Origin of the sequence: Collinsella sp. AF18-8LB, assembly GCF_003459795.1 — a bacterium.
Taxonomy (GTDB): Bacteria; Actinomycetota; Coriobacteriia; order Coriobacteriales; family Coriobacteriaceae; genus Collinsella.
In genome coordinates this window covers 110,369-134,888 of record NZ_QRWU01000003.1, presented here as the reverse complement: position 1 = coordinate 134,888, position 24,520 = coordinate 110,369, and the positions used below count along the sequence as shown (strand labels likewise).

The following is a 24,520-nucleotide window of genomic DNA, read 5'->3' as shown; positions in this document are numbered from 1 at the left end:
CGGTCTGTTTGGGCCGTTTATGGGCCAGTTTAGTCCGTATTTCACCGCAACTGATGAAGGGCTGGTTAGGCGCGCTCGATGAAGGCCTTGTAGCCGCGATAGGCCTCGTAGATATCGGCCTTGTTGGCGACCTCCCACAGGGCGTGCATGGACAGGACGGCAACGCCGGAGTCGATGACGTTCATGCCATACTCGGCCATGATGTAGGCGATGGTGCCGCCGCCGCCCGCGTTGACGCGGCCGAGCTCGCAGGTCTGGAAGTCCACGCCGGCCTCGTCCATGATGTCGCGGATGAGGGCCACATACTCGGCGTCGGCATCGTTGGAGCCGCCCTTGCCGCGGCTGCCCGTGTACTTGTTAAAGCACAGGCCGCGACCCATAAAAGCTGCATTCTTAGTCTCGAACTTACCGGCATAGCCCGGGTCAAAGCCGGCGGACACGTCAGAGGAGAGCATGCGGCTGCGGGCGAGTGCGCGGCGCAGGGCCAGCGGGCTGCTCTCGCCGGCGAGCGTCATGATCTCGGCGACGGTGTTCTCGAAGAAGCGGCTCGTCATGCCGGTGGCGCCCACGGAGCCGATCTCCTCCTTGTCGACGATGAGCGTGATGCTCGTGCGCTCGACGTCTGCCACGTTGATCTGAGCGAGCATGGAGGGGTAGGCGCAGACGCGGTCATCGTGGCCATAGCCCAAAATCATGGAGCGATCGAGACCCATGTCGCGGGCGGGGCCGGCGGGCACGACCTCGATCTCGGCGGAGAGGAAGTCCTCCTCCTCGACGTCGTACTGCTCCTTGAGGATATCCAGGAACATCTGCTTGACGGGCTCCTTGGGGGCGTCCTTGTCGTCCTCGTCAAACTTGACGGGGCGGCCGCCCACGATCACGTCGAGGATCTCGGCGTCGACGGCGTCCTTGGCGGGCTTGGCCATCTGCTCGCTCGAGAGGTGGATCAGCAGGTCGGAGATGGTAAAGACCGGGTCGTCGGCCTTGTCACCGATGTTGATGTCGACGGTGGTGCCGTCCTTTTTGCAGATGACGCCCACAAGCGCGAGCGGGGAGGCCACCCAGTGGTAGCTCTTGACGCCGCCGTAGTAGTGCGTGTCGAGGTAGGCCATGTCGCCGGCCTCGAAGGCGGGATTCTGCTTGAGGTCCAGGCGCGGCGAGTCCACGTGGGCGCCCAGGATGTTAAAGCCCTGCTCGAGCGGGGCGGTGCCAAGGTTGACGAGCATAAGGTCCTTGCCGTGGTTGGCGGCGTACACCTTGTCGCCTGCCTTGAGCTCGCGGCCCTCGGCGATCGCGGTCTCCAGGTCGACGTAGCCCGCCTCCTCGGCCATCTTGATGCCGGCCTTGACACACAGGCGCTCGGTCTTGTTCTCACTCAAAAACTTCTTATAGCCGCGGCAAAGCTCCTCGAGCTCCTCGATTTGCTGTGGCGTGTACTTTTTCCATGCGCAGGGACGCTCCATGACGCAGGCTCCTTTCGGATCGATCGTGCTGGTTAATGTACCGCGAGCCATCGTATCACGCGCGGGCGCGCGGTGGTGGGGGAGCTTGATGTGCGGTGGCCGCGAGGCGGGGAGCGTGTAAACTGGTGGGAGCAAATCGTGCCCAGCCCAAAGCGAGGTATTCAATATGTCTGACAAGCACCGCACCTTTGCCGTTATCGACGGCAACTCGCTCATGCACCGCGCCTTCCACGCCGTGCCGCCCACCATGAACGCGCCGGACGGTCGCCCCACCAACGCCATCTTTGGCTTTTTAAACATGTTTCTCAAGATGATCGACGCCTTTAACCCCGACGGTGTGGTCGTGGCGTTTGATAAGGGCAAGCCGCGCGTGCGCATGGAGATGCTGCCGCAGTATAAGGCGCAGCGCCCGCCCATGGACCCCGACCTGCACGCGCAGTTCCCCATGATTAAGGAGCTGCTCGCTGCGCTCAACGTGCCGATTTTGCAGTCCGAGGGCTGGGAAGGCGACGATATCCTGGGCACCATGGCGCGCCTGGGCGAGGAAGCCGGCTGCGACATGCTGCTGGTGACCGGCGACCGCGACATGTATCAGCTCGTGACCGAGCACGTCAACGTGGTCTCGACCCGCAAAGGCCTGTCCGACGTGGCGATTATGACGCCCGAGAGCGTGGACGACCTGTATCACGGCATTACACCGGCGCTCGTGCCCGATTTTTACGGCCTGAAGGGCGATACTTCCGACAACATTCCCGGCGTGCCGGGCATCGGCCCCAAAAAGGCGAGCGCGCTCATCGCGCAGTACGGCAGTTTGGACGAGGTCATCGCACATGCCGACGAGGTCAAGGGCAAGATGGGCGAGAACCTGCGCGCGCATATCGACGACGCGCTGCTGAGCCGCAAGGTCGCAACCATTCGTACCGACGCGCCTGTCGAGCTCGACTTTGATGCGACGTCCTTCCCGGCGTTTTCTGCCGACGAGGTGTCCGCTGCGCTGGGCACGCTCGGCATTACGGCCATGCAGAACCGTTTTTTGGCGCTGATTGGCGGCGAGGGCGGGGCTGCGGCCGCTGCCAGCACGTTCGAGATACCTGCTGTTTTGCGTGCCGCCGCCGGCGATGCCGAGGCGCTTGCTGCTGCCGCCGCCGAGGTCGCTCGCGCGATTGATGCGGGCGAGTGGATTGCCGCTGTGGTGGACGATGACAAGGAGGAGGGCGCGCTTTTTGGCCTAACGCGTACACTGTGGCTGGCGACGTCCAAGGGGCTGTTTGCGCTCGAGGAGGACGACGGCGCTACGCCTGCCGAGGTCGATGGCTTTAACGTTGCCCATGGCGTGATCGCCGGTGTGCTCGCGCGCCTGTTTATGGAAGGCCGTGTGGCGAGCCCGGATATGAAGGCGCTGCTGCATGAGCTTTCGCCCATCGATTCTTCTGAGTCCGAGCTCATGGATCCGCTGGCCGTTGACTCCACGCGCATCTTCGATACCGTGGTCGCCGCCTACCTGCTGGATTCCGACCGCTCCGAGTTTGATGAGGCGTATCTGGCCGATACCTATCTGCAGATGGCGCTGCCTGCGGCGCGCGGTGCGGAGGGTGCTGGCGAGGACGCTCCTGCGCCTGCCGCCCGCACTGCGGCCCTGACGCTGGCGCTCGTGGCGCCGCTGCGCGACCGCATGGCCCGCGAGAACGCCGCCAACGTGTTCGATGGCATCGAGATGCCGCTCGTGCCGGTGCTTGCCAAGATGGAGCGCGCGGGCATGCTCGTGGACCCCGATCGTCTGCATAGTCTGTCCGAGGGCTTGGAGACCCAGATTGCCGAGGTCGAGCGGAGCATTCGCGACCTGGCCGGTGACGAGACCTTTAACATCGGCAGTCCCATGCAGCTCTCGCACGTGCTGTTTGACGTGATGGGCCTTCCGACCAAGGGCCTTAAAAAGACCAAGCGCGGCTATTATTCGACCAACGCCAAGGTACTGAGCGACCTTGCCCGTGACCACGAAATCGTGCGTCTGATCTTGGACTGGCGTGAGAAGTCCAAGATCAAGTCCACCTATCTGGACACACTGGGCCCGCTGCGTCGCGGTGACGGTCGCGTGCACACTACGTACAACCAAACCATCACGGCGACGGGTCGTCTTTCCTCGAGTGACCCGAACTTGCAGAACATCCCGACGCGCTCGGAGCTGGGCCGTACCGTCAAGACGGCGTTTTCGGCAGGCGAGGGAAGCGTCTTTTTGGCGGTGGACTACTCGCAGATCGAGCTGCGTCTGTTGGCGCATCTCTCGGGTGACGAGCACCTGGTGCGTGCCTTTAACGAGGGCGAGGACTTCCATGCCGAGACAGCCGCGCGCGTGTTTGGCGTACCGGTGTCCGAGGTAACGCCCGATTTGCGCAGCCGCGCCAAGGCCGTGAACTTTGGCATCGTGTACGGTCAGCAGGCCTACGGCCTGTCGCAGTCGCTGCATATCTCGATGGCCGAGGCACGCGACATGATCGACCGCTACTACGAGGCATATCCGGGCGTGCGCACGTTCCTCGACAACGTGGTGGCACGTGCCAAGCAGACGGGCTACGCCGAGACCATGTACGGCCGCCGTCGCCATATTCCGGAGCTCAAGGCCAAAAATCCGCAGCTCCGCGGTTTTGGCGAGCGCACGGCCATGAACCACCCCATGCAGGGAACCGCGGCCGACATCATCAAGATCGCGATGACCCGCGTAAGCCGCCGCCTGGAAGAAGAGGGCTTTGCCGCCCACATGATTCTGCAGGTACACGACGAACTGGACTTTGAGTGCCCCGTCGACGAAGTCGAGCGCCTCACCGCCATGGTCCGCGACGTCATGGAGCACGTAGTAGACCTCCGCGTACCCCTCATTGCCGAAGCCAGCACCGGCATAACCTGGGCCGACGCCAAATAGGAAAGCACTCCGTAAGGCAAGCTCGCCCAAGACGCAAGCCCCCACATACTTAAGATTTGGGACAAACACTACTGATTAATTTGTCCCACAGTAACCAAAACAGAGGGGAGCTCCTTCCAACAAGGGGCTCCCCTCTGCTCAAATCATTTCAGCTAAGTATCTAGACACTCAAGACGCCATCTCGGCGGCAAGTAAGTAAACCTAGGACCTGGCCGGGCGAGGCGGGTAAGTTTTTCGTAGATTCCGCACGAGCCGGAAAGCACTTAATGTGCTTTCCGAGCGAGCCCAGGACCTGACCGAACGAAAACTTACCCGCCTCGCCCGGCCAGGTCCGACGAGCAACGTTAACGAGCCGCCAAGATGGCATCGATGAGCGTCAGTACGCCCCCGTCGTTGTTGCTCGGAATGCGCCACTTAGCATGCGCGTTCATATGCTCCTCGGCGTTGTCCACGATATAGCTATGCCCGACGCGCTCCAACATGGGGATGTCGTTGTAGGTATCGCCCACGGCGGCGGCATCGGCGATATCGATGCCGAGTTGCTCGCACAGGTGCGCGACGCCCGAACCCTTGTCGACGCCCAGGTTCATAAAGTCGATCCACTCGCGGCCGGCATTGGTGACGTAGAGCTGGTCCGAGAACGCGGGGTTATAGTCCTCGCGAAATGCGGGCTCGGCATCGTAGGCGGGGAAGAAGATCGAGATCTTGTTGGAGTCGACGTCGAGGCCCTCAAAGGTATCGACGTAGTTGATCGTGTTGTAGTAAACGCTGAGCTCGTCGTGGTATTGGTGGTCGCGAGCAAGCACGTAAAACTCGTCGAAGCAGCACAGGACGGGGACAGCGCGCGGATCCTCCGAGGCGCGGCTCAAGACCTGCTGATACAGCGCCACATCGATAGTGCTCTTATAGATATAGTTGCCGCGGTAGATCACGCAGGCTCCGTTATCGGGGCAGAAAGCAAGGCGGTTTTTGATGCCCTCGAACATCTCCTCGAGCTTGGGGGCAGGACGTCCGCTGGCGGGGCAGAACACGATGCCAGCCTCGGCGAGCTTTTCCAGGCGCTCATCGAGGCCCTGGGGCAGTACGCGCTCGTCGGTCAGCAATGTCTTGTCCATATCGACGGCAAGGATCTTGATGTTGCCGATAGCGGCGTCCGATTCGTAAGTTTGCATAAAAGCGCCTTTCCGTTTCTAAATTGTTTCGGGCGGAATAACCCTCCGGTTGGTAATCGAGCGTATTTTCGCAGGAACGAAGCCTGTTTGCATCACGATTCACAAAGTAATGAAAAAACTTTTCAGAAATTTGAATTTGTCGCTTGTACTGCGGGCACTTTAGCGTAATATAGCGACCATCGAAAACGGAGACGGAAAAACAACCGCTTACCGAGGAAAAGGTACCGTTTGCGATATTTGAATTGCGCCCGGCGATATGTGAAAGGAGAGGCAGATGCAGTTCGTAAAGATCATCACCACTGCAGACAATGCCATCCGACGCCAGCGCGCAATTTCCCGACGACGATAACAATCGTCTCTGTCCGCATGGGGCGAATTGCCTCAACAGAGTCATTTTGAGGTCGTTGGGTTTTAGCACGATATTGCTGCATGTTTCTAGGGCATGTATGTGCTGATTTTTGCTTTTTAACCTGATATTGCACGGTATTTGACCTTGAAATGACTTGCAACTGACCGATGTTCTAACTAGCTACCAAGGGCGAAAGGAAACAGCCATGAGCAAGGAAAAAGTCGTTCTCGCATATTCTGGTGGCCTTGATACATCCGTATGTGTCAAGTGGCTCCAAGACGAGAAGAATCTCGATGTCGTTTGCGTCTGCGGCAACGTGGGCCAGGAGGAGACCGGCCTGGACGCCAAGAAGCAGAAGGCACTCGACCTGGGCGTTCTCGATTGCCAGGTGCTCGACCTGCGCGACGAATTCTCCGATGAGTTCCTGACTAAGGCCATCGCCGCCAACTCCATGTATGAGAACAAGTACCCGCTGCTCTCCGCCCTGTCTCGTCCGCTGCTCGCCAAGAAGCTCGTCGAGGTCGCTCACGAGTTTGGTGCGACCTACGTCGCCCACGGCTGCACCGGCAAGGGTAACGACCAGGTTCGTTTTGAGGCTGCCGTCAAGGCCCTCGATCCCGAGCTTAAGGTTATCGCTCCGGTTCGTGAGTGGGATCTGAAGTGCCGCCCCGACGAGGTCGCCTATGCCCACGCCCACAACGTGCCTGTTCCCGAGGGTGCCAACGACAACCCCTACTCCATCGACGACAACCTGTGGGGTCGTGCCATTGAGTGCGGTCACCTGGAGGACCCCTGGAACGAGCCGCTCGACGACGCTTGGGTTATGACCAAGAACCCCGAGGACACGCCGGACACCCCGACCTACACCGAGATTGAGTTTGAGGCCGGCAAGCCCGTCGCCGTCGACGGCAAGAAGATGAAGCTCTCCGAGATCGTCATCGCCCTCAACAAGATTTCGGGCGACAACGGCTTTGGCCGTCTCGACCTGGTCGAGGACCGTCTGGTGGGCCTCAAGAGCCGCGAGTGCTACGAGGTTCCCGGCGCCCTGACGCTTATCACCGCCCATAAGGCGCTCGAGGACATTTGCGTTGAGGGCGATCTGCTCAAGACCAAGATCAAGCTCGAGCAGGATTGGGCTACCGCCGTGTACAACGGCCAGTGGTATAGCCCGCTCAAAAACGCGCTCGACGCCTTTATGGCCGACACCCAGAAGTTCGTGACCGGCACCGTCCGTCTGAAGTTCTTTAAGGGCAACTGCCACGTTGTCGGCCGCAAGAGCCCCTTTAGCCTCTACGACTACGGTCTGGCCACCTACGACCGCGACACTACGTTTGACGAGAAGGCCAGCGCCGGCTTTATCGAGATCGACACGCTGTCGCTCAAGACGTGGGCTAAGGTCCAGGGTCCCAGCTCCGCTGCCGCCCAGGCCTAAGGCTTTTCCTTCCCTTGGTATCCGCGCGGCCCATCCGCGTGATACAAAACGGGCGCACGGGGTCCCTACCTTTCGTTATGCTTGCTGACACTTCTTAACATCGGTGGCCCCTACGTTCCGCCCGCATATATGAGCCGCGTCTGCGGCTGAGTCCGAGCCCCGCCGGGGTTGTCCGGCGGGGCTCTTTCTATCAATTTGAGGGCTTTACACCTTTATATATTCGAGGAGTATCGATTATGTTCAATGCGGTTGGCGGGAGTCGAAGGGCGCCAAGTGCCAGGTGCGTCACTTCTTTGCAAATTAGCTGCATGGACCCGCGCACGGTGGGGGATGTGCAAAACTAGCGGTTGATAAATCGCTTTAGCGACAGGGTGCCTTGCTTTGGGCGCTTGTTTAGGTATTTGATGAAAGGAGACGGTTCCATGGCTCTTTGGGGCGGTCGTTTTGAGGCGGGCGTGGCCGAGGTCACGCAGGAGTTTGGCGCGTCGCTGCCGGTCGACAAACATCTCTATAAGCAGGATATCGCTGGCTCTAAGGCGCATGCCAAAATGCTGGCGGCCCAGGGCATCATCAGTGCCGAGGACGAGCAGGCGATCTCCGAGGGCCTGACCGGAATCGAACAGGATATCGATGCGGGCAACTTTACCTTCGATATCAACGACGAGGACATTCATATGTCCATCGAGAGCGAGCTGACGCGCCGCATCGGCGAGGCGGGCAAGCGCTTGCATACCGGACGTTCGCGCAACGACCAGGTTGCGACCGATACGCGCCTGGGCGTCAAGGCGCTCGCCAAGGAGCTCATGGAGGCCAATCTTTCGCTTCGCCATGTGCTGGTGGATGCCGCTAAGAAGTACGACAAAGTGATTCTACCTGGCTACACGCACATGCAGCATGCTCAGCCCGTGCTGCTGTCGCATCATTTGCTGGCGTATTCCTGGATGTTCGCGCGCGACTTTACGCGCCTGAAGGCCGCCTTTGATGCCGCCGACGACTGCCCGCTGGGTGCTGCCGCGCTTGCCGGCACGAGCTATCCGCTCGATCGCCAGATGACGGCTGCCGAACTTGGCTTTGCGGGTGTGATCCCTAACTCGCTCGACGCTGTTTCCGATCGCGATTTCTTGCTCGATCTGCATTACGCTGGCTCCGTTATGGCCATGCATCTGTCGCGTCTTTCCGAGGAGATCGTGCTGTGGTCGAGCTCCGAATTTGGCTTTATCACGCTTTCCGACTCTTACTCCACCGGCTCGTCCATCATGCCGCAGAAGAAAAATCCCGACTTTGCCGAGCTGATCCGCGGCAAGAGCGGCCGCGTCTACGGCAACCTGGTGCAGCTACTGGTGACCATGAAGGGCTTGCCGTTGGCCTATAACAAGGACCTGCAGGAGGACAAGGAGGGTGCGCTCGATACCGCTCACACGCTCATGCAGTGCCTGTCCGTTATGGCCGGCATGATTTCGACCTGGACTGTCAACGAGGATGCCATGGCGCGCGAGTGCGGCGTGGGTCACCTTGCGGCTACCGACGTTGCCGATTACCTGGCTAAGCGCGGTCTGCCGTTCCGCGAGGCGCACGCCGTGGTGGGCCATCTGGTCCTGATGTGCGAGAAGCACGGCTGCAATCTTGAGGACCTGCCGTTCGAGGTGTTCCAGGAGGCAAGTCCGCTCTTTGAGCGCGATATTACCGAGGCGCTCGATATCCCGTCGATTGTCGCTGCGCGCACGACCGAGGGCGGTACCGCTCCTGCCGCCGTTGCCGTCCAGCTGGAGCGTGCCGAGGTACAGCTCGTGGCCGACGAGGGCGTGTTTGGGTCGCTGACCAAGGTCGTCGAGATGGGCCACGGGGCAAAGTAAGGGTTTGCTTGAGGCTTATTGGCCATTTATTGATAAATCGTTTTTGCTTCTTACGGGCGTCTGCTGATGTGGGCGTCTGTATTTTGTTGTAATGGGGGAGGGGCTTGTCGAGAACTTCTGTAGGACCTTTGGGCAGGTTGTGAAGGGGGGTACGTTCACAGGCGGCAACCGACCGTCCGCTCGGTTCGGTGCGGTTGATGGGCAGTCGGATGGTACTCTAGTCGGGCTTCGAAACAGAAGTGACACATATGGAACGCTTCAATTAATTGCAGCGATTCAATAAACATCTTTTTGTTTAACTGCAGCTAAAACTCTGTTACGATGCAGTCCAGGCGAGTGCCGGAATGGGACTTGGGCACGCGCGAACCTACTTGAAAGGCTACCTTATGGCTATCGAGAAGACCTTCATCATGATTAAGCCCGACGCCGTGCGCGATCGCAAGATCGGCGACATCGTTGCTCGCATTGAGCGCAGCGGCCTTGTCATCGAGCGCATGGAGATGACCACGCTCGAGCGCGCTACCGTCGAGGAGCACTACGCTCATCTGGCCGACAAGCCTTTCTTTGGCGGTCTCTGCGACTTTATGACGAGCGGTCCGGTCGTCAAGATGGTCGTTTCCGGTCTTTCTGCTGTCTCCAAGATGCGCACTCTTATGGGCGCTACCAACCCGCTTGATGCTGCCCCCGGCACCATCCGCGGCGACTTCGCTGTCGATGTCAACGCCAACGTGATTCACGGCTCCGACTGCCTGGAGAACGCCGAGATCGAGATCAAGCGCTTCTTTGGCTAAACCAGCTTTGACTCCTTAAAGCTGTTAGCGTGTGGCTTAGGCGCCGCGGAACTCCATCCGCGGCGCCCTTTTTATCCCAGTAGATTTCTAGGCATGCCCCAAAAATCTAATATAGAGCCCCCGCCCGGATTTGCGTTCCGGACGGGGGTTTTCGTTGGCGTATGGCGTTGTAGGTCTTTAAGCTTCGTCGACGACCTTGAGGCCGCGGGTCTGGTCGATCTCGTTGAGGAGATTGACGCGACGCTCGTGACGGCCGCCCTCGAACTCGGCATCGAGCCACTCGTCGACGATCATCTTGGCGAGCTCGGAGCCCACGACGCGGGCGCCAAAGGCGAGCACGTTGGTGTTGTTGTGCATGCGCGAGAGCTTGGCGCTGAAGGGCTCGGAGCACACGACGGCACGAACGCCCTCGACCTTGTTGGCGGCCAAGCTAATCCCGACACCGGTGCCACAGATCAGGATGCCCAGATCGACGTCGCCGTTGGCTACGGCTTTGCCCACCTTGTAGCCGGCGATGGGGTAATCAAAGCTCTCGGAGGTGTCGGTGCCAAAGTTCACGACCTCGCAGCCGCGCTCCTTCAGGTGCTCGGAAATGATGTTCTTGAGCTCGACGGCGGCGTGGTCGTTGCCGATACCGATCTTCATGAGTGGTTCCTCTCTGGTCCGTGCGGCGGAATTGCTAAAGGTTTTACCGCGTTCGACTGCATGATAGCGCGTCTTTTGCCTAAACACTCGGGCGTTTTTTGGTCAAACGCTTTAGCGGACGCGAACATCAGCCCATTACGAAAAATGCCGCCAATTTGCTTCTGGCGGCCGTCTGCCGGAACTCGACTTGCGGTTTTTGGTGCCTTGTTATCAAATGGAGAAGTTGATACTTGCGAGAGCAACCCGTTATACATGTAGGAGATACCTATGCCTACCGATTCCATCCGTGATACCGCGTTTTGTGATGTTTTGAACCGCGAGCTTGTCTGTGCGCTCGGCTGCACCGAGCCCATTGCCGTTGCCTATGCGGCGGCGCTGGCGAGCCAGACGCTCGGTTGCGAACCCGAACATATGGATGTTGCCTGCTCGGGCAACATCATCAAGAACGTAAAGAGCGTGACCGTGCCCAACTCGGGCGGTATGCACGGTATTGAGGCCGCGGCCGTGCTGGGTGCTGTGGGCGGTGACGCCAAGAGCGCGCTCGAGGTGCTCGAGAGTGTTGGCGATGCAGACCGTGCTCGCGTGACCGAGCTGCTCTCCGATGCCGACTACTGCGATGTGTCGCTTGTCGAGGGTGTGCCCAACCTCTACATTAAGGTGACTGCCACGGCCGGAGGTCACACTGCGGTCGTCGAGATCACCGACCATCACACCAATGTTACGTGCCATACACTCGATGGCATTCCGGTGTGTGGCAAGTCGGCGGGGGAGTGTGCCGCCTGCGCCGAGCGCGTCGTGGCCGAGCGTTCCGCCGATACGCCCATGTCGATTGAGTCTATCATTGACTTTATCGAGGACGGCGACATCGAGGGCGCCCGCGCTGCCGTTGAGCGTCAGATTGAGCTGAACGGCGCTATTAGCGCCGAGGGCTTGGCGAACGCTTGGGGCGCCGAGGTGGGCCGTACGCTGCTGGGCGCTCGCGCCGACGATGTCGCCTGCCGTGCGCGTGCGCGTGCGGCCGCCGGGTCTGACGCCCGTATGAACGGCTGTGCGCTACCGGTCGCCATTGTGTGCGGCTCGGGCAACCAGGGTATTACCTGTGCGTTGCCCGTTATGGAATATGCCGACTACCTGCGCTGCGACCACGAGCGCCTGGTGCGCGCCGTGATGCTGTCTGATCTTATTGCCGTGCATATCAAGAGCTATATTGGTGCGCTCTCGGCGTTTTGCGGTGCTATTTGCGCTGCGTGCGGTGCCGGCGCGGCGATTACCTGGTTGTGCGGTGGCACGCGCGAGCAGATCGGCGCGACGGTCTCCAATACGCTCGGTAACGTGGGCGGCATCGTGTGCGATGGCGCCAAGGCAAGCTGCGCCGCTAAGATTTCCGCTGCCGTTGATGCGGCGATTCTGGGCCACGATATGGCCATGCAGGGCCGCGGCTTCCGTGCCGGCGAGGGCCTGATTCAGGATACGGTGGAAGAGACGATCGCCAGCATGGGCTATGTGGGCCGCGTTGGCATGAAGGATACCGACGTCGAGATCCTCAACATCATGATCGGCAAGACCATCGTCGACTGCTAGGGGCTCTGGGGCACTGCATCTTGTTGTTGAAACTATCGCGCTTGTGGCTGTAAAGCACCTGTCTGCATTGCGGACAGCGAGGATCTCGCGGTATGTCACCAGGTCGTTCTCGCGCTTGATGCGCTCGAGGACGGTTGCGACAACAAGCGCCGCTATCGCCGGCAGGAACGCCGCAGCCGCGGCGACGCCGGCGCCCCAGGTGCCCTCCATCCAGTTAAACGCCGGCGACAGTATCAGTGCGAACGCCACCGCCAGCCGCAGCATCCGCGTTCCCATGCGCTTGCGATCTCTTTCGACTGCCTCTTCCATAACGGTTACGTCTCCCTTCACGAGCGTGTCTATGGAGGTGTCGAATAGGATGCTCAGCATGAGCAGGCTCTGGACGTCCAGATACGTCTTGTCCCGCTCCCAGTTCGAGATCGTCTGACGCGACACGTAGAGTTTCTCGGCGAGCTGTTCTTGGGAGAGCCCCATCGCCTCGCGCCTCGTCTTGATCTGGTTGCTGATGTCCATCGTCACCTCCCGGTCGTGAAGGAGCGTCCCGCGAACACGCCGGGTGCGCTATCGAATCTGTTGTACATCATATGCGGCAAGGCTTGCCGGGCGCTGCAAAAACTGTTTTGCACGGGGTTTACCTGCATGATTGTTGCTGCGATGGCTTAGCGATGTTGTCGAGCAGTCATCCAAGTGTACAGGCCCATGGCGGCGTAGCCGATTGCGGTATAGGCAACCCCATGGAACGCAAGGTCCTGGCTGCCCTCGACCTTGAGGGGAAACAGGACCGCGGGTCCGATTCCGAGCGCCGCGGGTATCCAGAAGAGTGTCCTCGCGGAGTTCGCGGCGAGCAGGCCGAGGGCGATCGCAGTTACGGGGAGCACGAGGTAGATCAGCGTCATCATGGCGATCATGCCGGCATCGGATGGGACGATGCTCACCAGGAGGACGGGGATTGCCCAGCAGGCGCCAACGATTGCGATCAATGCGATGAGGGACGCGCGTACTGTGACGTTCATGGGGCACCTCCTAACGGGAATCGCCCCCATTCTGGCATACATCTTCAGAATGGGGGCAAAGGGGGATACCATTTCGGGGAACGGGTGCGTACCCGCGCTTTTAACTCAGCATCTTGGCGAGCATGCCGATGCCGACGCCCACCAGTCCGCCGGCGATGGCGCCGATGATGATCTGCACCGCGTTGCGCGTGCCCTTGACCCAAGGGTTCATCTCGCGCTCACGGCGCCCCTCGAGCGTGTCGCGATCGACCTGCTCGCCGCGGCTAAACGCCAACACCTCGCGGTACGTGACGAGGTCGTGCTGCTTCTTCATGCGTTCCATATACACGAACGCCACGAGCATCACGACGAGCGCCACGGCGGCAAACGCCGCGGTGGGCGCGATGTGCATGCCCCAGCCCCATTCGAACTGGAACGCCGCCCACGCGCTCAGCACCAAAAACACGACCGCGCTCACGACCGTGATTGTGGAGAGGGCGTTGTACTTCTTGACCGCTTCGTTCATTACCTGTGCCATGGTTTCCACATCTCCTTTGATGAGGGAGTCCACGGTCACCCCGAACACGTTGGAAAGCAGCAGCAGGCTCTGGACATCCGGATACGTACGGCCGCACTCCCAGTTGCTGATGGTCTGGCGCGACACGTAGATGCGCTCCGCCAGATCGTCTTGGGACAGTCCGAGCTCCGTGCGATGCTCCTTGATGTGCGAGCCCAGCTCCATGCGTTTGCTCCCTAGAGGGTCGGGGTGACCCCTGTCGAGAGCCACCATGTCATTGACGCGAGCATCGTACCATCAAAGGTCTTTATATTTGACCCCCACGGGGCAAAATCGAGCTGTCAAAAGGCTTTATATACGACATCTAACTGGGAAAAGAACGGTCCCCAAAGGCGGATGCCTCCGGGGACCGGTTGGTGCGTATAGAGGGGGCGAGCTTGCTTTGGGTTGGTGTTGGCCCCGCCGCTCGGCTCGACTTTGGAGCGGCGGGGCTCAGCTCTGCCTCGGCGCTGGCGAGGCAGAGCGCGGCTTTGCCCCGACGTCGGCAGCGGCCGAGCCCTGTCTTCCCGGCTTAGCCCTCTTCGCCTTTGGGCGTGCCCTTGAACGAGGGCTCTTTCTTTGGCAGCCTTCCCGCGCGTTTGAGGGCGTCTCGCAAGATCCATTCCACCTGACCGTTGGCGCTGCGCATCTCATCGTCCGCCCAGCGTTGGACGGCCTCCCAGATAGCGGGGTCTATACGGAGTGGATACTGCTTGCGTGCCATGACGTGCCTTCTTGTCGAATGTGCAATTTTGCACCCGTCCCCAAATTACTCATTGGTGTTGGGGTTAGTACAGCGAGCCTGCGTTGAGCACCGGGTGCGCCTCGGATTCACCGCAGAGCACCACCATGAGGTTGCTGGCCATCTGCGCCTTGCGCTCGTCGTCGAGCTCGATGGTGCCGCCGGCGGCCATCTCCTTCACGGCCATGTCGACCATGGAAACCGCGCCCTCGACGATCTTCTTGCGCGCGGCGATGACGGCCTCGGCCTGCTGGCGGCGCAGCATCGCCTGGGCGATCTCGGGGGAGTAGGCGAGGTGCGTGAGACGTGCATCGTCGACCTCGACGCCGGCGGGCGCCAGGCGCATCGCGAGCTCGCGGCGCAGGGCTTCGGAGACCTCTTCCACATTGGCGCGCAGCGTGATGGCGCCGGCGGCATCGGACTCGTCCTCCAGGTGGTCGTAGGCGTACACGCTCGCCACGTGGCGCAGCGCCGTCTCGGCCTGCATGGCGACATAGCTCTGGTAGTCGTCGACGTCGAAGAGCGCCTTGGCGGTATCGGCGACGTGCCACACCACGACGGTTGCGATCTCGATGGGGTTGCCCATTTTGTCGTTGACCTTCAGGCGCTCACCGTTCAGGGTGCGCACGCGGGTGGAGATGGTGGTGGGGTTGCCCTTGGCGGCCTTCTGCGCCGCGGCCTTGGCGGCCTTGGAATCGCTCATCTCGAGCTCGATCATCTCGCCGATCCCGGCCGATCTGCCCATGCTCTTGCTAAAGAACGGGTTGGCCCAGAAGAAGCCCTCGTCGCGGACGGTGCCCACGTACTTGCCGAACAGGATGCACACGCGCGCCTGGCCGGGCTGCAGCGAGAAGAATCCGTTGAGTGGGATGAACCACAGGCAAAACGCGAGGATGCTGAGGCCGAGCCCCCATCCGTAGACTGCGGGCGCGTCGACGCCGTCGGGCGTGCTCGCGAGCCCGATGGTGCTCCAGATAAAGAGGCCGATGATGGCGATGAGCGCCACCGCCACGGCGACGAGCATGCCGTAGCCCGACTTGGCCTTGAGTTGCTTTTCCACGCTCATTGTGAGTTCCTTTCACGACTGCGCCGGCGTTTGCGTGACGTCCCCGGCGCCGCGCTCCAGATTGCGATGGGGAGGAGGCGAGTCCCCGAGCAGTCCGTGCGACTGCTGATTGCATTGTGATATCACATTGAGACCAAGTCAAGGAGAATCGGATGCCGTCTCTCATGGCATAAGTGGTTCGGGGCGCCCGGCATCTACGCTCCGTAGAGGTCTTCCTGTTGCATCTTGGCTCGCAAGTCCCTATAATAGCCCCACTCACGGCTGAAGGTTTACCTCTAGATTTGGAAAGGGGAGCTGCACCATGCTTGCTTCCATGAGGATTTGGCTCTAGCCACGGTCGCGTGAGCGACCGGTACTTCGCTGCATACCACCGATCGCATCAAAGGATTATTCCATGACACAACCGAATCCCTGCGCTTCTTGGAAGCGCTCGCTCGCCATCGTCTGGATCGGCGAGTTCTTCTCCGTGCTCACGAGCTCCATTCTGCAGATGGGTCTCATCTGGCACGTCACCCTCACCACCGGCTCCGCGAGCGCCCTGTCGTTCGTGAGCCTGGCGGCCTTCTTGCCCATGGCGCTCCTCGGCGCCTTCGCGGGCACCATCGTGGACCGCACGTCCATCAAGCGTCTCATGATCGGCGCCGATCTCTTCATCGCGGCCGTGAGCCTCACGCTTGTCTTCGGCTCGCTTCGGGGCGACCTTTCTGTCGCCGTTGTGGCGGCGGTGCTGTTCGTCCGTGCGCTGGGCAGCACGCTCCATACGCCCGCCTTCAACGCGCTCACACCGCTCATCGCCCCGCCCGAGGTGCTCGGCAAGCTGGCGGGCATGCTGCAGTTCATGCAGTCGGGTAGCTATATCATCGGCAACGCCATCGCCGCGGCGGTCTACCCGGCGTTTGGTCTGACTTTCATGATCGCGCTCGATGTCGCCGGGGCGGTGCTCGCGAGCATCGCGGTGGCGACCTCCGGCATCAAGACGCCGGCGCCCGAGCGCCATACGCCCGAGGAGAACGCCGAGGCGTCGCACCGCGCGGTGCGGGCCTTCCTATTGGAGACGGCCAACGGGTACCGCGAGCTCAAACGCCATCACGGTCTGTTCGCCATGCTCTGGATCGGCTTCGCCTTCTCGGTCCTGTTCTCGCCCATATCCGCGCTGTTCCCGCTCATGGTGTTCGACCATTTTGGGGGCACCACTACGCAGTCGGCTATCGCGGAGATCGCGTTCTCGGTCGGCATGATCGCGGCGAGCGGCTGGATCGGGGCGACGGGTGGCCTTAAGAACCGCGCGCTTTCGTGCACGCTGGCCATCGGCCTCTTCGGAGCGGGCACGCTCGCGGGCGGCCTCGTGCCCCCTTCCGCGCTCGTTGTGTTTCTGGGGCTTACGTTCGCGATGGGGGTCTCGAGTCCGCTGTACAGCGCGCCGCAGATGGCGCTCATGCAGGAGCGCGTCGATCCCGAGTGCATGGGCCGCGTCTTCGGTCTGTACGGAGCGGTCTGCAGCTGGGCTATGCCCGTGGGGCTCGTCGCATCGACCTTGTTCGCGGACGCCATCGGCGTAAGCGCGTGCTTCGTGCTTATCGGTGCTGCAATGGTGATCCTAGCAGGCATCACCTGGGCGATCCCGAGCATCCGCAAGATTGGGTAGCGCTCTGGCGGAGTGCGTTTCGTTTCGGACGGCTCGTAGGGTCGCTGCGACGTGAAGGGTGGTCGACGGTGCGCCTGCGAGGGCGCCGTCGACCACCCTTTTGTTTAATTCGTCTGGCCCGGCGCCGATCATCATCTGTTCGCCGGGCGATTGCGATGCCGCCGCTTGCCGATACGCGGCTCCTTACGTTGTGCGCATCCCATCGTTCTGGCAGCGTTTCCTGCAGTTAATCTCCAGAGCCCGAGGCGGTGGCCCCTATGAGTAATCTGCTCGAATCCATTCTGCGCGTCGGTATGACCGTGTTCATCGTCGGCCCGCTCACTGCATGGGTCGCCCGCCGCGGCGCGCGCGAGCGCAGCGAGGCAACGGACAGCCTCGATTGCTTCACGGTGCGCATGCCCGCAGCCATCCGCACGATCATCGCCTGCTGCGCCGTCGCGTTCGAACTGCTCATGCTGGGTGTCTACGTCTGGCAGGGCGTCTCGCTGGGCGAGTGGGACCACGAACTTGTGTGGTTCGGTCATGCCATGGCGCTCGCGGGTATGGCTATCTGGGCCTTGCTGAGCATCCCGCGTATCGACGTGGACGGTGGGCGCATTCTCTCGCGTAACGCCTTCGGCATCCGCAAGGAGACGACGTTTGGCAACATCACCCGTGCAACGCTTCACGCGCAGATGATGAGGATCGACCTGTTCGAGGGCGACCGGAAGTTCTGCTCGATAAGCCTCGAGGGGGTGTGCTCGCTCAACCTCCTCGCCCGTCTGGAGGAAGAGGGCATCGAAGTCTCGGACGCCGTCGACGGTCCCATGACCAAGGCGGGCCTGTGTTGGTCTGCCATCAAGCCGTTGACGATTGTTTTCAACGGCATGGCCCTCGTCTTCTCGCTCGTCCTCGCCTTCATGGCGGTCTTCACCGACGAGGGTGCGCGCCTGCTCGTGCTCATCCCGTTCCTGTTCCTGTTCATAGGGGGGGTTCCTGCCCCTGCTCATGCTCGGCATGCCGGCCCGCGGCATCCTCGAGATCGGCAGGCAGGAGCGCGCGCTCGGTTTCTCCTTCTCCGAGGAGATGGCAAGCCGAGGTGCCACGGGTACTTCGCTTGTCGATGACGATTGGTTCATCGAGATCAGCAACGCCCGCGTCGTGGCGTTTCGCCGCGATTACCTCAAGAAGATCACGGCGCACGAGAACAGCGAGAGCGGCGACCGCTGCACGGTGACCACGAGGGGTGGTCGCAAAATCAAGGTGTATGCAGCGGGCAGCACGCTCGAGGACCTGCGCACGTGGTTCAAACAGAGTGCCAAGGTCAGAAGCACACTCGACCGCGCGGGGGACGCACTCGAGGCGACCGTTTGATTGGGTTGCCTGCCAAGGATCCAAAACGGGAAGGGGCGCTGTCGGCGCCCCTTGTCATACCAGGCCCGCTGGCCAGCGAGAGGCCTGCAGGTCGACATGTCCGTTGGCGAGGAAGGCAACGCCTTCGTCCTCGAGCAGTGTGCGCTGCGCCTCGGGCCCACCGAAGGCGAACCCCTCCGCGAGGCGTCCGTCGGCGAATACGATGCGATGACAGGGGATGGTGCCGGGTTCCGGATTGACGTGCAGGGCGTATCCCACGTATCGGGCTCGACGGGGCTCACCAACGAGCTTGGCGATCTGACCATATGTGGCAACCATGCCGCAGGGCACCTGGCGTACCATGTCGTATACGCGGTTGAAGAATCCGTCGGTGTCCCGGTCTGCCATGCCGCCCTCACTTTCAATCGATATCGCCATTGTAGTCAAGAAAGGCGCCCCACATGTGCGGGGCGCCTTTCCAAAGAGGTGTTGCGCGAGGGGAGGGAAGGCGCAACGTTCGTGTCGAAGGTCTTTAATTCGCCTGTGCCTTCATTAAGTTAACTATAGCTAATTCTCTGAGACCCAAGTCGTAGACCGACGAGCATACAGCCTCTCCATAAGTTAATCAAGGGTTACAAATAGAAAGACACAGTGACATGTGGTCGTTAGGGTTCAAGGAATCGCTCGATGAGTTCGGAGAACGCACCCTCAGTCCCAGCCGTTTCAAGGACGACATCGCAATACGGCCGCACGTCGTCGGTGACATTCGCCACGCCGACGCCCAGTCCCGCCGCCTTGATCATGGAGAGGTCGTTTGCGGAATCACCAACGGCGATGACCTCGGACATCGGAATTCCCAGCATATCGGCAAGGCGCGTGAGCCCCGTCCCTTTGTCAACGCCTGCGGGCATGAGTTCGAGGTAGCGCTTGGAGGAGAAGGTGATGTCAACGCCGAGTCGCTCGGCCATCGGCGCGAGCTTGCGGCCCAATTCCTGCAGCTCATCGAAGTCCCAGTCGACGTACAGGATCTTCACGATGCCACGGCCTTCAAGGAATGAGAGGTCGGGATGGTCAGATCCGCGAAAATGAGTGACCCCGGTGATCGATTCCAGATAGTCGCGCTCCCGTGTGGGTGCGTCATTCACGAACACGTGGCCGTCGGCGACGTTGACGTGCATGCAGAGTCCGAGTTCGAGCCCCTTTGCATAGATCGCGTTCGCGCATTCGTTGGAAAGGCCGCAGGTGGTGAGCGGGGTGGGGTCTCCCACGCGGTTGATGAAGCCGCCGTTATAGGAGAGCACATAGCCGTCTTCGATCAGCTCGCGGGCCTCCCCCGAGAAGTTGTCCATGATAGAGGAATACCATCGCCCGCTCGAAGGGACGAACAGCACACCGAGCTCCCTCATGCGTTTGAGTGCTCGGAGATTGGACGCCGGGATGGCGTGGTCGGCATCGAGAAACGTCTCATCCATATCGCTGGCAACAAGTCGGTACATGCAATCCCCCATACAACGTAAAAAACGAGGCGGGCTTATTATCGCCCACCTCGTAAGACCTTGGCTATGTCGAAGGCGTGGACACGTGAAGATGGCCCATTCGCGTGTCGCGGCGCGTTTCCGCGAGCCGGATGGCTTAGTACACCATTCCCATGGCTTCGCGTACCTCGGCGAGCGTCGCCTCGGCGACCTCGTTGGCACGGCGATTGCCCTCGCGTAGGACGTCCTTGACGTAGTCCATATCCTGGACCAGTTCCTCGCGGCGGGCGCGGATGGGGGGCAAAGTACTCGTTCACGCTTTCGGTGACGTACTTCTTGAGCTGGCCGGAGCCGCCCATGCCGATCTCTTCGGCGATCTCGACCTCGGAGCGGCCGGTGCAGATCGCGGCGGTGGAGAGCAGGCCGGATACGCCAGGGCGCGCCTCGGGATCGAACGTGATCATACGCTCGCCGTCGGTCTGGCTCTTCTTGATGCGCTTGGCGGTCTCCTCGGCCGTCATCGAGATGTTGATGGCGTTGCCGTAAGACTTGCTCATCTTTCGACCGTCCAAGCCGGGCAGCAGCGGCGTGTCGGACAGCAGCGCGTCGACCTCGGGGAACACCTTGCCGTAGCGGTTGTTGAACTTGCGTGCGATGGTGCGGGTGAGCTCGATGTGCGGCAGCTGGTCGCGCCCGACCGGCACCACGTTGCCCTTGCAGAACAAGATGTCGCACGCCTGGTGCACGGGGTAGGTGAGCAAAAGGTCGGTGAGCTCATGGCCGCTGGCCTCCATCTCGGCCTTGACGGTGGGGTTGTGCTGCAGCAGGGCCTCGGAGACGAGCGACAAGAACGGCAGCATGAGCTGGTTTGCCGCGGGCACGGCGGAGTGCGTGTAGATCATCGTCTTGTCGGGGTCCAGGCCGCAGGCCAGGTAGTCGATGACCATGTTGTAGACGTTGTCCTGGATGTTATCGGTGCTGTCGCGGTCGGTGATGACCTGGTAGTCGGCGATGAGCACGTTGGTGTGCACGCCCATGTCCTGCAGCTCGACACGGCCCTTGAGGGTACCGAAGTAGTGGCCCAGGTGCAGGCGGCCGGTGGGGCGGTCGCCGGTGAGCATGGTGTACTTCTCGGGGTGCTGCGGCAGGTCGGCGCGGATCTGGTTGCTGCGCTCGAGGCTGACCTCATAGCTGAGCTCGTTGGGCATGCTGTCTCCTTTTGGGTTGAGTGCCTGGCCGGCATTGTCGGTCTTGGTTGAAGATGAAGCTACCAGAGAAACGGCGTCTCTTGCCGGAATCAACGATGGTTTTCGCCGTGTCGTCCCGCAGGGTCGTTTCCCTTCTTGGGAAGGAGCCCCTCGATATGCTCGAGCCGCTCCTCATGGGCCACGTGCGCCGCGCGCTCCTCGGCGGCGAAAGCGGGGTCTCCGGGCGTGACGGTCTCATCTCGCTGTCGACTCCGGTACCACCGCGACGGCACTCCTGAGCCTGCTCGTCGACAAGCCGGTGACTATCTACACCACCAACGGCTATGCATGTCGGTTTACGGGCGAGCTTGCTGCTAAGGTGGTGGTAATTGGCGGCGACTTCAACCCCGTTACCTGCTCGCTCACCGGTCCTATGGTTGAGAGCGCGCTGCGCGAGCTGTACTTTGACCGGGCGTTTATAGGTGTCAACGCGGTGGACGAGGACCGCGGCATCATGACGCCAGGTTATCCCGAGGCTATCAAAAAACGTATCGTGATGCAGAATTTCCAGGCGAGTTACGTACTCGCCGATAGCTCCAAGTTCCACGTGTTTTCAAATGTAAAGGTGTGCGACCTGGAGGGCTTTACTGTTATTTCCGACAAGCGCGACGCCAAAATCGGCGAACGCGTCAAAATGATCACGGCCTAGGACACTGGGGCATCGCATCTTGCCCTCAAGCCGTTGCCCACGTAATGAAGCGTGGGGCAAACGTGCGCCCCATTCCTGATTTGGGGACTAGCTTAGTTCGTCGGCTATTTGGTGCTCGTAGAAGGCTTCTGCTACGGCGTTAAAGTCGCGGGCGAAGTCTTCCATGGTTCCACGCCAGGTGGCTCGGCCGGGCTTTCCTTGGCCCACATAGGCGGTTTGAATGCCGCAGTCGGGGCTGGGGAAATCGCGCTTGGGGTCGTTGCCCACCATGAGAACCTCATGTGGCTCGAGCCCCATGACCTGCAGCTGCTCTAGATAATATGTGGCATCGGGCTTGCAGCGCGTGGCGTTGCCCATGTGCGTTACGAGCTCGAAGGGCGCGTCTGTCAGCTCGCCCCAGCCCATGCGGCACTCGATGGCCCCTTGGGGAAAGCTGGGGTTGGTGAAGAGCGCACAGCGCAGCCCCGCGTCCTGTACGGCTTGAAGCGCGGCGTGCGCACCCGGCATGGCTTTTGCGTTGATCATGTCATCGTTCTTGTACGGCAGAACTTCGTGATCGTAGTAGGTAAACGCCTCGTAGATAAGTGGGTCCGAGAGGCAGATGCCACACCGGCGCTCAACCTCTTCCTGGTAGAACTCAAGATTGGTGCGATTGTCCGTGCTGCTGCGGCGATTGGCGTTGAGGTCGACCAGGATGGTGCCGAGGCGTGCCATCGTGCCCCCGCGGCTGCGACGTCCGATATCCGCGAGCATCGACGAGACATCCTTAAAATAGCGAAGGATGAACGCGTTGAGGTTGATGCTAAGAAGCGTCTCGTCCATATCGAAAACGACTGCTTTGAGCACGCGGGCACCTTTCTCGAAAAATCGTTCCAGAATCGTATGTCTGGGATACTTTACCCCAAAGCAGTGTGCCTAGCTGCTCATCGTCAACTTGTGGAGACAGTCGTTCACAAGATTGCGAAAAAGTCTCCATACGAGTAAAAAATCGCAGTTCACGCTTGAAATCGAAGCGATTTCCCCGTAATCTATACGGACGTGATTGCATAAGCGTCACATCAGTATCTGTCGGCTCCCGAGTGTTCCTAAACGTTGTGTGCTTGTCGCACCCATCTGTAGGTCCTAGCAATCGGGGCCCCGTAGTTCGAAAGGGGTCCACCTTTGAGTGAGATTCAGAACTCGTCCATTTTCTCTCTTGACGATGTCAACGAGGAGGAGATGAACAACCTCATCGACGGTACGATTACCGACTTTGATGAGGGCGATCTCGTTAACGGCACTGTCGTTAAGATCGAGCATGACGAGGTGCTCGTTGACATCGGATTCAAGTCCGAGGGCGTTATCCCGGTCCGCGAGCTGTCCATCCGCAAGGACGCTAACCCTGCAGACATCGTTGCACTCGGTGATCCCATCGAGGCCCTGGTTCTCCAGAAGGAGGACAAGGACGGTCGTCTGGTCCTGTCCAAGAAGCGTGCCGAGTACGAGCGTGCTTGGAACCGCATCGAGGAGAAGTTCAACTCCGGCGAGAACGTCGAGGGCGAGGTTATCGAGGTTGTCAAGGGCGGCCTGATCCTCGACATCGGCCTGCGCGGCTTCCTGCCCGCTTCCCTCGTCGACCTCCGTCGCGTCAAGGACCTCACCTCTTACATGGGCACCCGCATCGAGGCCCGCGTCATCGAGATGGACCGCAACCGCAACAACGTCGTCCTCTCCCGTCGCGTCGTGCTCGAGGAGTCCCGTAAGGCCGAGCGCTCCGAGATCCTGTCCAAGCTCAAGTCTGGCATGCGTCTCCAGGGCACCGTTTCCTCCATCGTCGACTTCGGCGCCTTCGTCGACCTCGGCGGTATCGACGGCCTCATCCACATCTCCGAGCTCTCCTGGAACCACGTCAACCATCCTTCCGAGGTTGTCAAGGTCGGCCAGGAGGTCGAGGTCGAGGTTCTCGACGTCGATCTCAACCGCGAGCGCATCTCCCTGGGTCTCAAGCAGACCACCGAGGATCCGTGGCGCGCACTGGTCAAGAAGTACCCCGTCGGCGCTATCGTCGAGGGCACGGTGACCAAGCTTGTTCCGTTCGGCGCTTTCGTCGACCTGGGCGAGGGCATCGAGGGCCTGGTGCACATCTCCGAGATGGCCAACAAGCACGTCGATCAGCCTTCTCAGGTCACCCACGTGGGCGACAAGGTTCAGGTCAAGGTCATGGAGATCGACCTCGACCGTCGTCGTATCTCCCTGTCCATGAAGTCCGCTGCTGAGACTCTGGGCGTCGAGATCGAGGTTACCCCGCTGCCTTCCGAGAAGAAGGACGAGGAGACCGACGCCGAGTAAATCGGTTTGACGATCACTTGTTTTAAGGGATCCGTCCGTAATGGACGGGTCCCTTTTTGCATTTACTGCCGAGATGTTCGGTAGTGCCTGCGCGTAACGCTGCTTGGGCTATTCGCTTGCTATTGAGTTGTCGGTGCATGAAAAAACGCCGACATCCCGCCTCGGGGAGGAGGCGGGAACGCACCGAGTAGACGGAGGGGTGCGGAGCGCGGTCGCGTCTCGACTGACAACGTTGCCCATCGGCGTTCCTATTGTACTGCATGACATGGTTCTTGGTTTATCGTG

The 24,520-nt window shown here is 60.8% G+C and carries 20 protein-coding genes and 2 pseudogenes; 10 read left to right on the top strand and 12 right to left on the bottom strand.

Features of this window, described 5'->3' with window-relative positions:
- Positions 1-65: 65 nt before the first annotated feature.
- On the bottom strand, positions 66-1,463 hold the full coding sequence (locus DWX25_RS05305; RefSeq protein WP_117799214.1) for an aminopeptidase: 1,398 nt from the start codon (positions 1,461-1,463) through the stop codon (positions 66-68).
- Positions 1,464-1,629: 166 nt separating this feature from the next.
- On the opposite strand from DWX25_RS05305, the gene polA reads away from it, so the two are divergent.
- Complete coding sequence (gene polA / locus DWX25_RS05300; RefSeq protein WP_117799213.1) at positions 1,630-4,380, top strand: DNA polymerase I; 2,751 nt, start codon at positions 1,630-1,632, stop codon at positions 4,378-4,380.
- A 344-nt stretch (positions 4,381-4,724) separates the two neighbouring features.
- Here polA and DWX25_RS05295 read toward each other — a convergent pair whose 3' ends face one another.
- A complete protein-coding gene (locus DWX25_RS05295; RefSeq protein ID WP_117776705.1) occupies positions 4,725-5,552 on the bottom strand; it encodes a Cof-type HAD-IIB family hydrolase in 828 nt (275 codons plus the stop codon).
- A 554-nt stretch (positions 5,553-6,106) separates the two neighbouring features.
- Here DWX25_RS05295 and DWX25_RS05290 point away from each other — a divergent pair.
- From DWX25_RS05290 to ndk, 3 genes are all read left to right on the top strand, one after another.
- Positions 6,107-7,333, top strand: a complete 1,227-nt coding sequence (locus DWX25_RS05290) for an argininosuccinate synthase (RefSeq protein WP_035138001.1) — start codon at positions 6,107-6,109, stop codon at positions 7,331-7,333.
- Positions 7,334-7,755: 422 nt separating this feature from the next.
- Complete coding sequence (gene argH / locus DWX25_RS05285; RefSeq protein WP_117799212.1) at positions 7,756-9,186, top strand: argininosuccinate lyase; 1,431 nt, start codon at positions 7,756-7,758, stop codon at positions 9,184-9,186.
- Between the two features lie 386 nt (positions 9,187-9,572).
- A complete protein-coding gene (gene ndk, locus DWX25_RS05280; RefSeq protein WP_117799211.1) occupies positions 9,573-9,977 on the top strand; it encodes a nucleoside-diphosphate kinase in 405 nt (134 codons plus the stop codon).
- Positions 9,978-10,154: 177 nt separating this feature from the next.
- Here ndk and rpiB read toward each other — a convergent pair whose 3' ends face one another.
- The gene (gene rpiB, locus DWX25_RS05275) at positions 10,155-10,622 is read right to left on the bottom strand and encodes a ribose 5-phosphate isomerase B (protein WP_055251633.1); all 468 of its coding nucleotides are present in this window, start codon (positions 10,620-10,622) and stop codon (positions 10,155-10,157) included.
- A 267-nt stretch (positions 10,623-10,889) separates the two neighbouring features.
- Here rpiB and DWX25_RS05270 point away from each other — a divergent pair, with 267 nt between their 5' ends.
- Positions 10,890-12,203, top strand: a complete 1,314-nt coding sequence (locus DWX25_RS05270) for a serine dehydratase subunit alpha family protein (protein ID WP_117799210.1) — start codon at positions 10,890-10,892, stop codon at positions 12,201-12,203.
- Between the two features lie 342 nt (positions 12,204-12,545).
- On the opposite strand, the pseudogene DWX25_RS09750 reads toward DWX25_RS05270, so the two are convergent.
- The 5 genes and pseudogenes from DWX25_RS09750 to DWX25_RS05245 form a co-directional block, all read right to left on the bottom strand.
- Positions 12,546-12,716: pseudogene (locus DWX25_RS09750) on the bottom strand (helix-turn-helix transcriptional regulator); the annotation flags it as partial.
- 146 nt (positions 12,717-12,862) lie between these two features.
- Positions 12,863-13,216 carry a hypothetical protein gene (locus tag DWX25_RS05260; RefSeq protein WP_117799209.1) on the bottom strand — a complete coding sequence of 118 codons (354 nt, stop codon included), beginning with the start codon at positions 13,214-13,216 and terminating at the stop codon, positions 12,863-12,865.
- Between the two features lie 100 nt (positions 13,217-13,316).
- Positions 13,317-13,937: a helix-turn-helix domain-containing protein gene (locus DWX25_RS05255; RefSeq protein WP_117762863.1), complete on the bottom strand. Its 621-nt coding sequence runs from the start codon at positions 13,935-13,937 to the stop codon at positions 13,317-13,319.
- A gap of 346 nt (positions 13,938-14,283) precedes the next feature.
- On the bottom strand, positions 14,284-14,475 hold the full coding sequence (locus DWX25_RS05250) for an Arc family DNA binding domain-containing protein (protein ID WP_117734980.1): 192 nt from the start codon (positions 14,473-14,475) through the stop codon (positions 14,284-14,286).
- A gap of 64 nt (positions 14,476-14,539) precedes the next feature.
- Positions 14,540-15,559, bottom strand: a complete 1,020-nt coding sequence (locus DWX25_RS05245) for an SPFH domain-containing protein (RefSeq protein WP_117799208.1) — start codon at positions 15,557-15,559, stop codon at positions 14,540-14,542.
- A gap of 394 nt (positions 15,560-15,953) precedes the next feature.
- Between DWX25_RS05245 and DWX25_RS05240 the strand changes: the two genes are divergently transcribed.
- From DWX25_RS05240 to DWX25_RS09680, 3 genes are all read left to right on the top strand, one after another.
- Positions 15,954-17,204 (top strand): MFS transporter, encoded by a 1,251-nt coding sequence (locus DWX25_RS05240; RefSeq protein WP_117799207.1) that lies wholly within the window; start codon positions 15,954-15,956, stop codon positions 17,202-17,204.
- 257 nt (positions 17,205-17,461) lie between these two features.
- A complete protein-coding gene (locus DWX25_RS05235) occupies positions 17,462-18,310 on the top strand; it encodes a hypothetical protein (RefSeq protein ID WP_233505259.1) in 849 nt (282 codons plus the stop codon).
- Positions 18,270-18,557, top strand: a complete 288-nt coding sequence (locus DWX25_RS09680; RefSeq protein ID WP_233505258.1) for a hypothetical protein — start codon at positions 18,270-18,272, stop codon at positions 18,555-18,557. The genes DWX25_RS05235 and DWX25_RS09680 overlap by 41 nt, the downstream gene beginning before the upstream one ends.
- A gap of 54 nt (positions 18,558-18,611) precedes the next feature.
- On the opposite strand, the gene DWX25_RS05230 is transcribed toward DWX25_RS09680, so the two are convergent.
- From DWX25_RS05230 to trpS, 3 genes and pseudogenes are all read right to left on the bottom strand, one after another.
- On the bottom strand, positions 18,612-18,944 hold the full coding sequence (locus DWX25_RS05230; RefSeq protein WP_117743637.1) for an MGMT family protein: 333 nt from the start codon (positions 18,942-18,944) through the stop codon (positions 18,612-18,614).
- Between the two features lie 257 nt (positions 18,945-19,201).
- Positions 19,202-20,032, bottom strand: coding sequence for an HAD-IIB family hydrolase (locus tag DWX25_RS05225; protein WP_233505115.1), 831 nt, complete (start codon positions 20,030-20,032; stop codon positions 19,202-19,204).
- 136 nt (positions 20,033-20,168) lie between these two features.
- Positions 20,169-21,219 (bottom strand): annotated as a pseudogene (gene trpS / locus DWX25_RS05220) (tryptophan--tRNA ligase).
- Positions 21,220-21,517: 298 nt separating this feature from the next.
- Between trpS and DWX25_RS05210 the strand changes: the two are divergent.
- A complete protein-coding gene (locus DWX25_RS05210) occupies positions 21,518-21,907 on the top strand; it encodes a hypothetical protein (RefSeq protein WP_233505257.1) in 390 nt (129 codons plus the stop codon).
- An 87-nt stretch (positions 21,908-21,994) separates the two neighbouring features.
- Here the strand turns inward: DWX25_RS05210 and DWX25_RS05205 are convergent, their stop codons facing one another.
- The gene (locus DWX25_RS05205) at positions 21,995-22,753 is read right to left on the bottom strand and encodes an HAD family hydrolase (protein WP_117799204.1); all 759 of its coding nucleotides are present in this window, start codon (positions 22,751-22,753) and stop codon (positions 21,995-21,997) included.
- A 315-nt stretch (positions 22,754-23,068) separates the two neighbouring features.
- Between DWX25_RS05205 and rpsA the strand changes: the two genes are divergently transcribed.
- On the top strand, positions 23,069-24,235 hold the full coding sequence (gene rpsA, locus DWX25_RS05200) for a 30S ribosomal protein S1 (protein ID WP_022095232.1): 1,167 nt from the start codon (positions 23,069-23,071) through the stop codon (positions 24,233-24,235).
- The last annotated feature ends 285 nt before the right edge of the window (positions 24,236-24,520 follow it).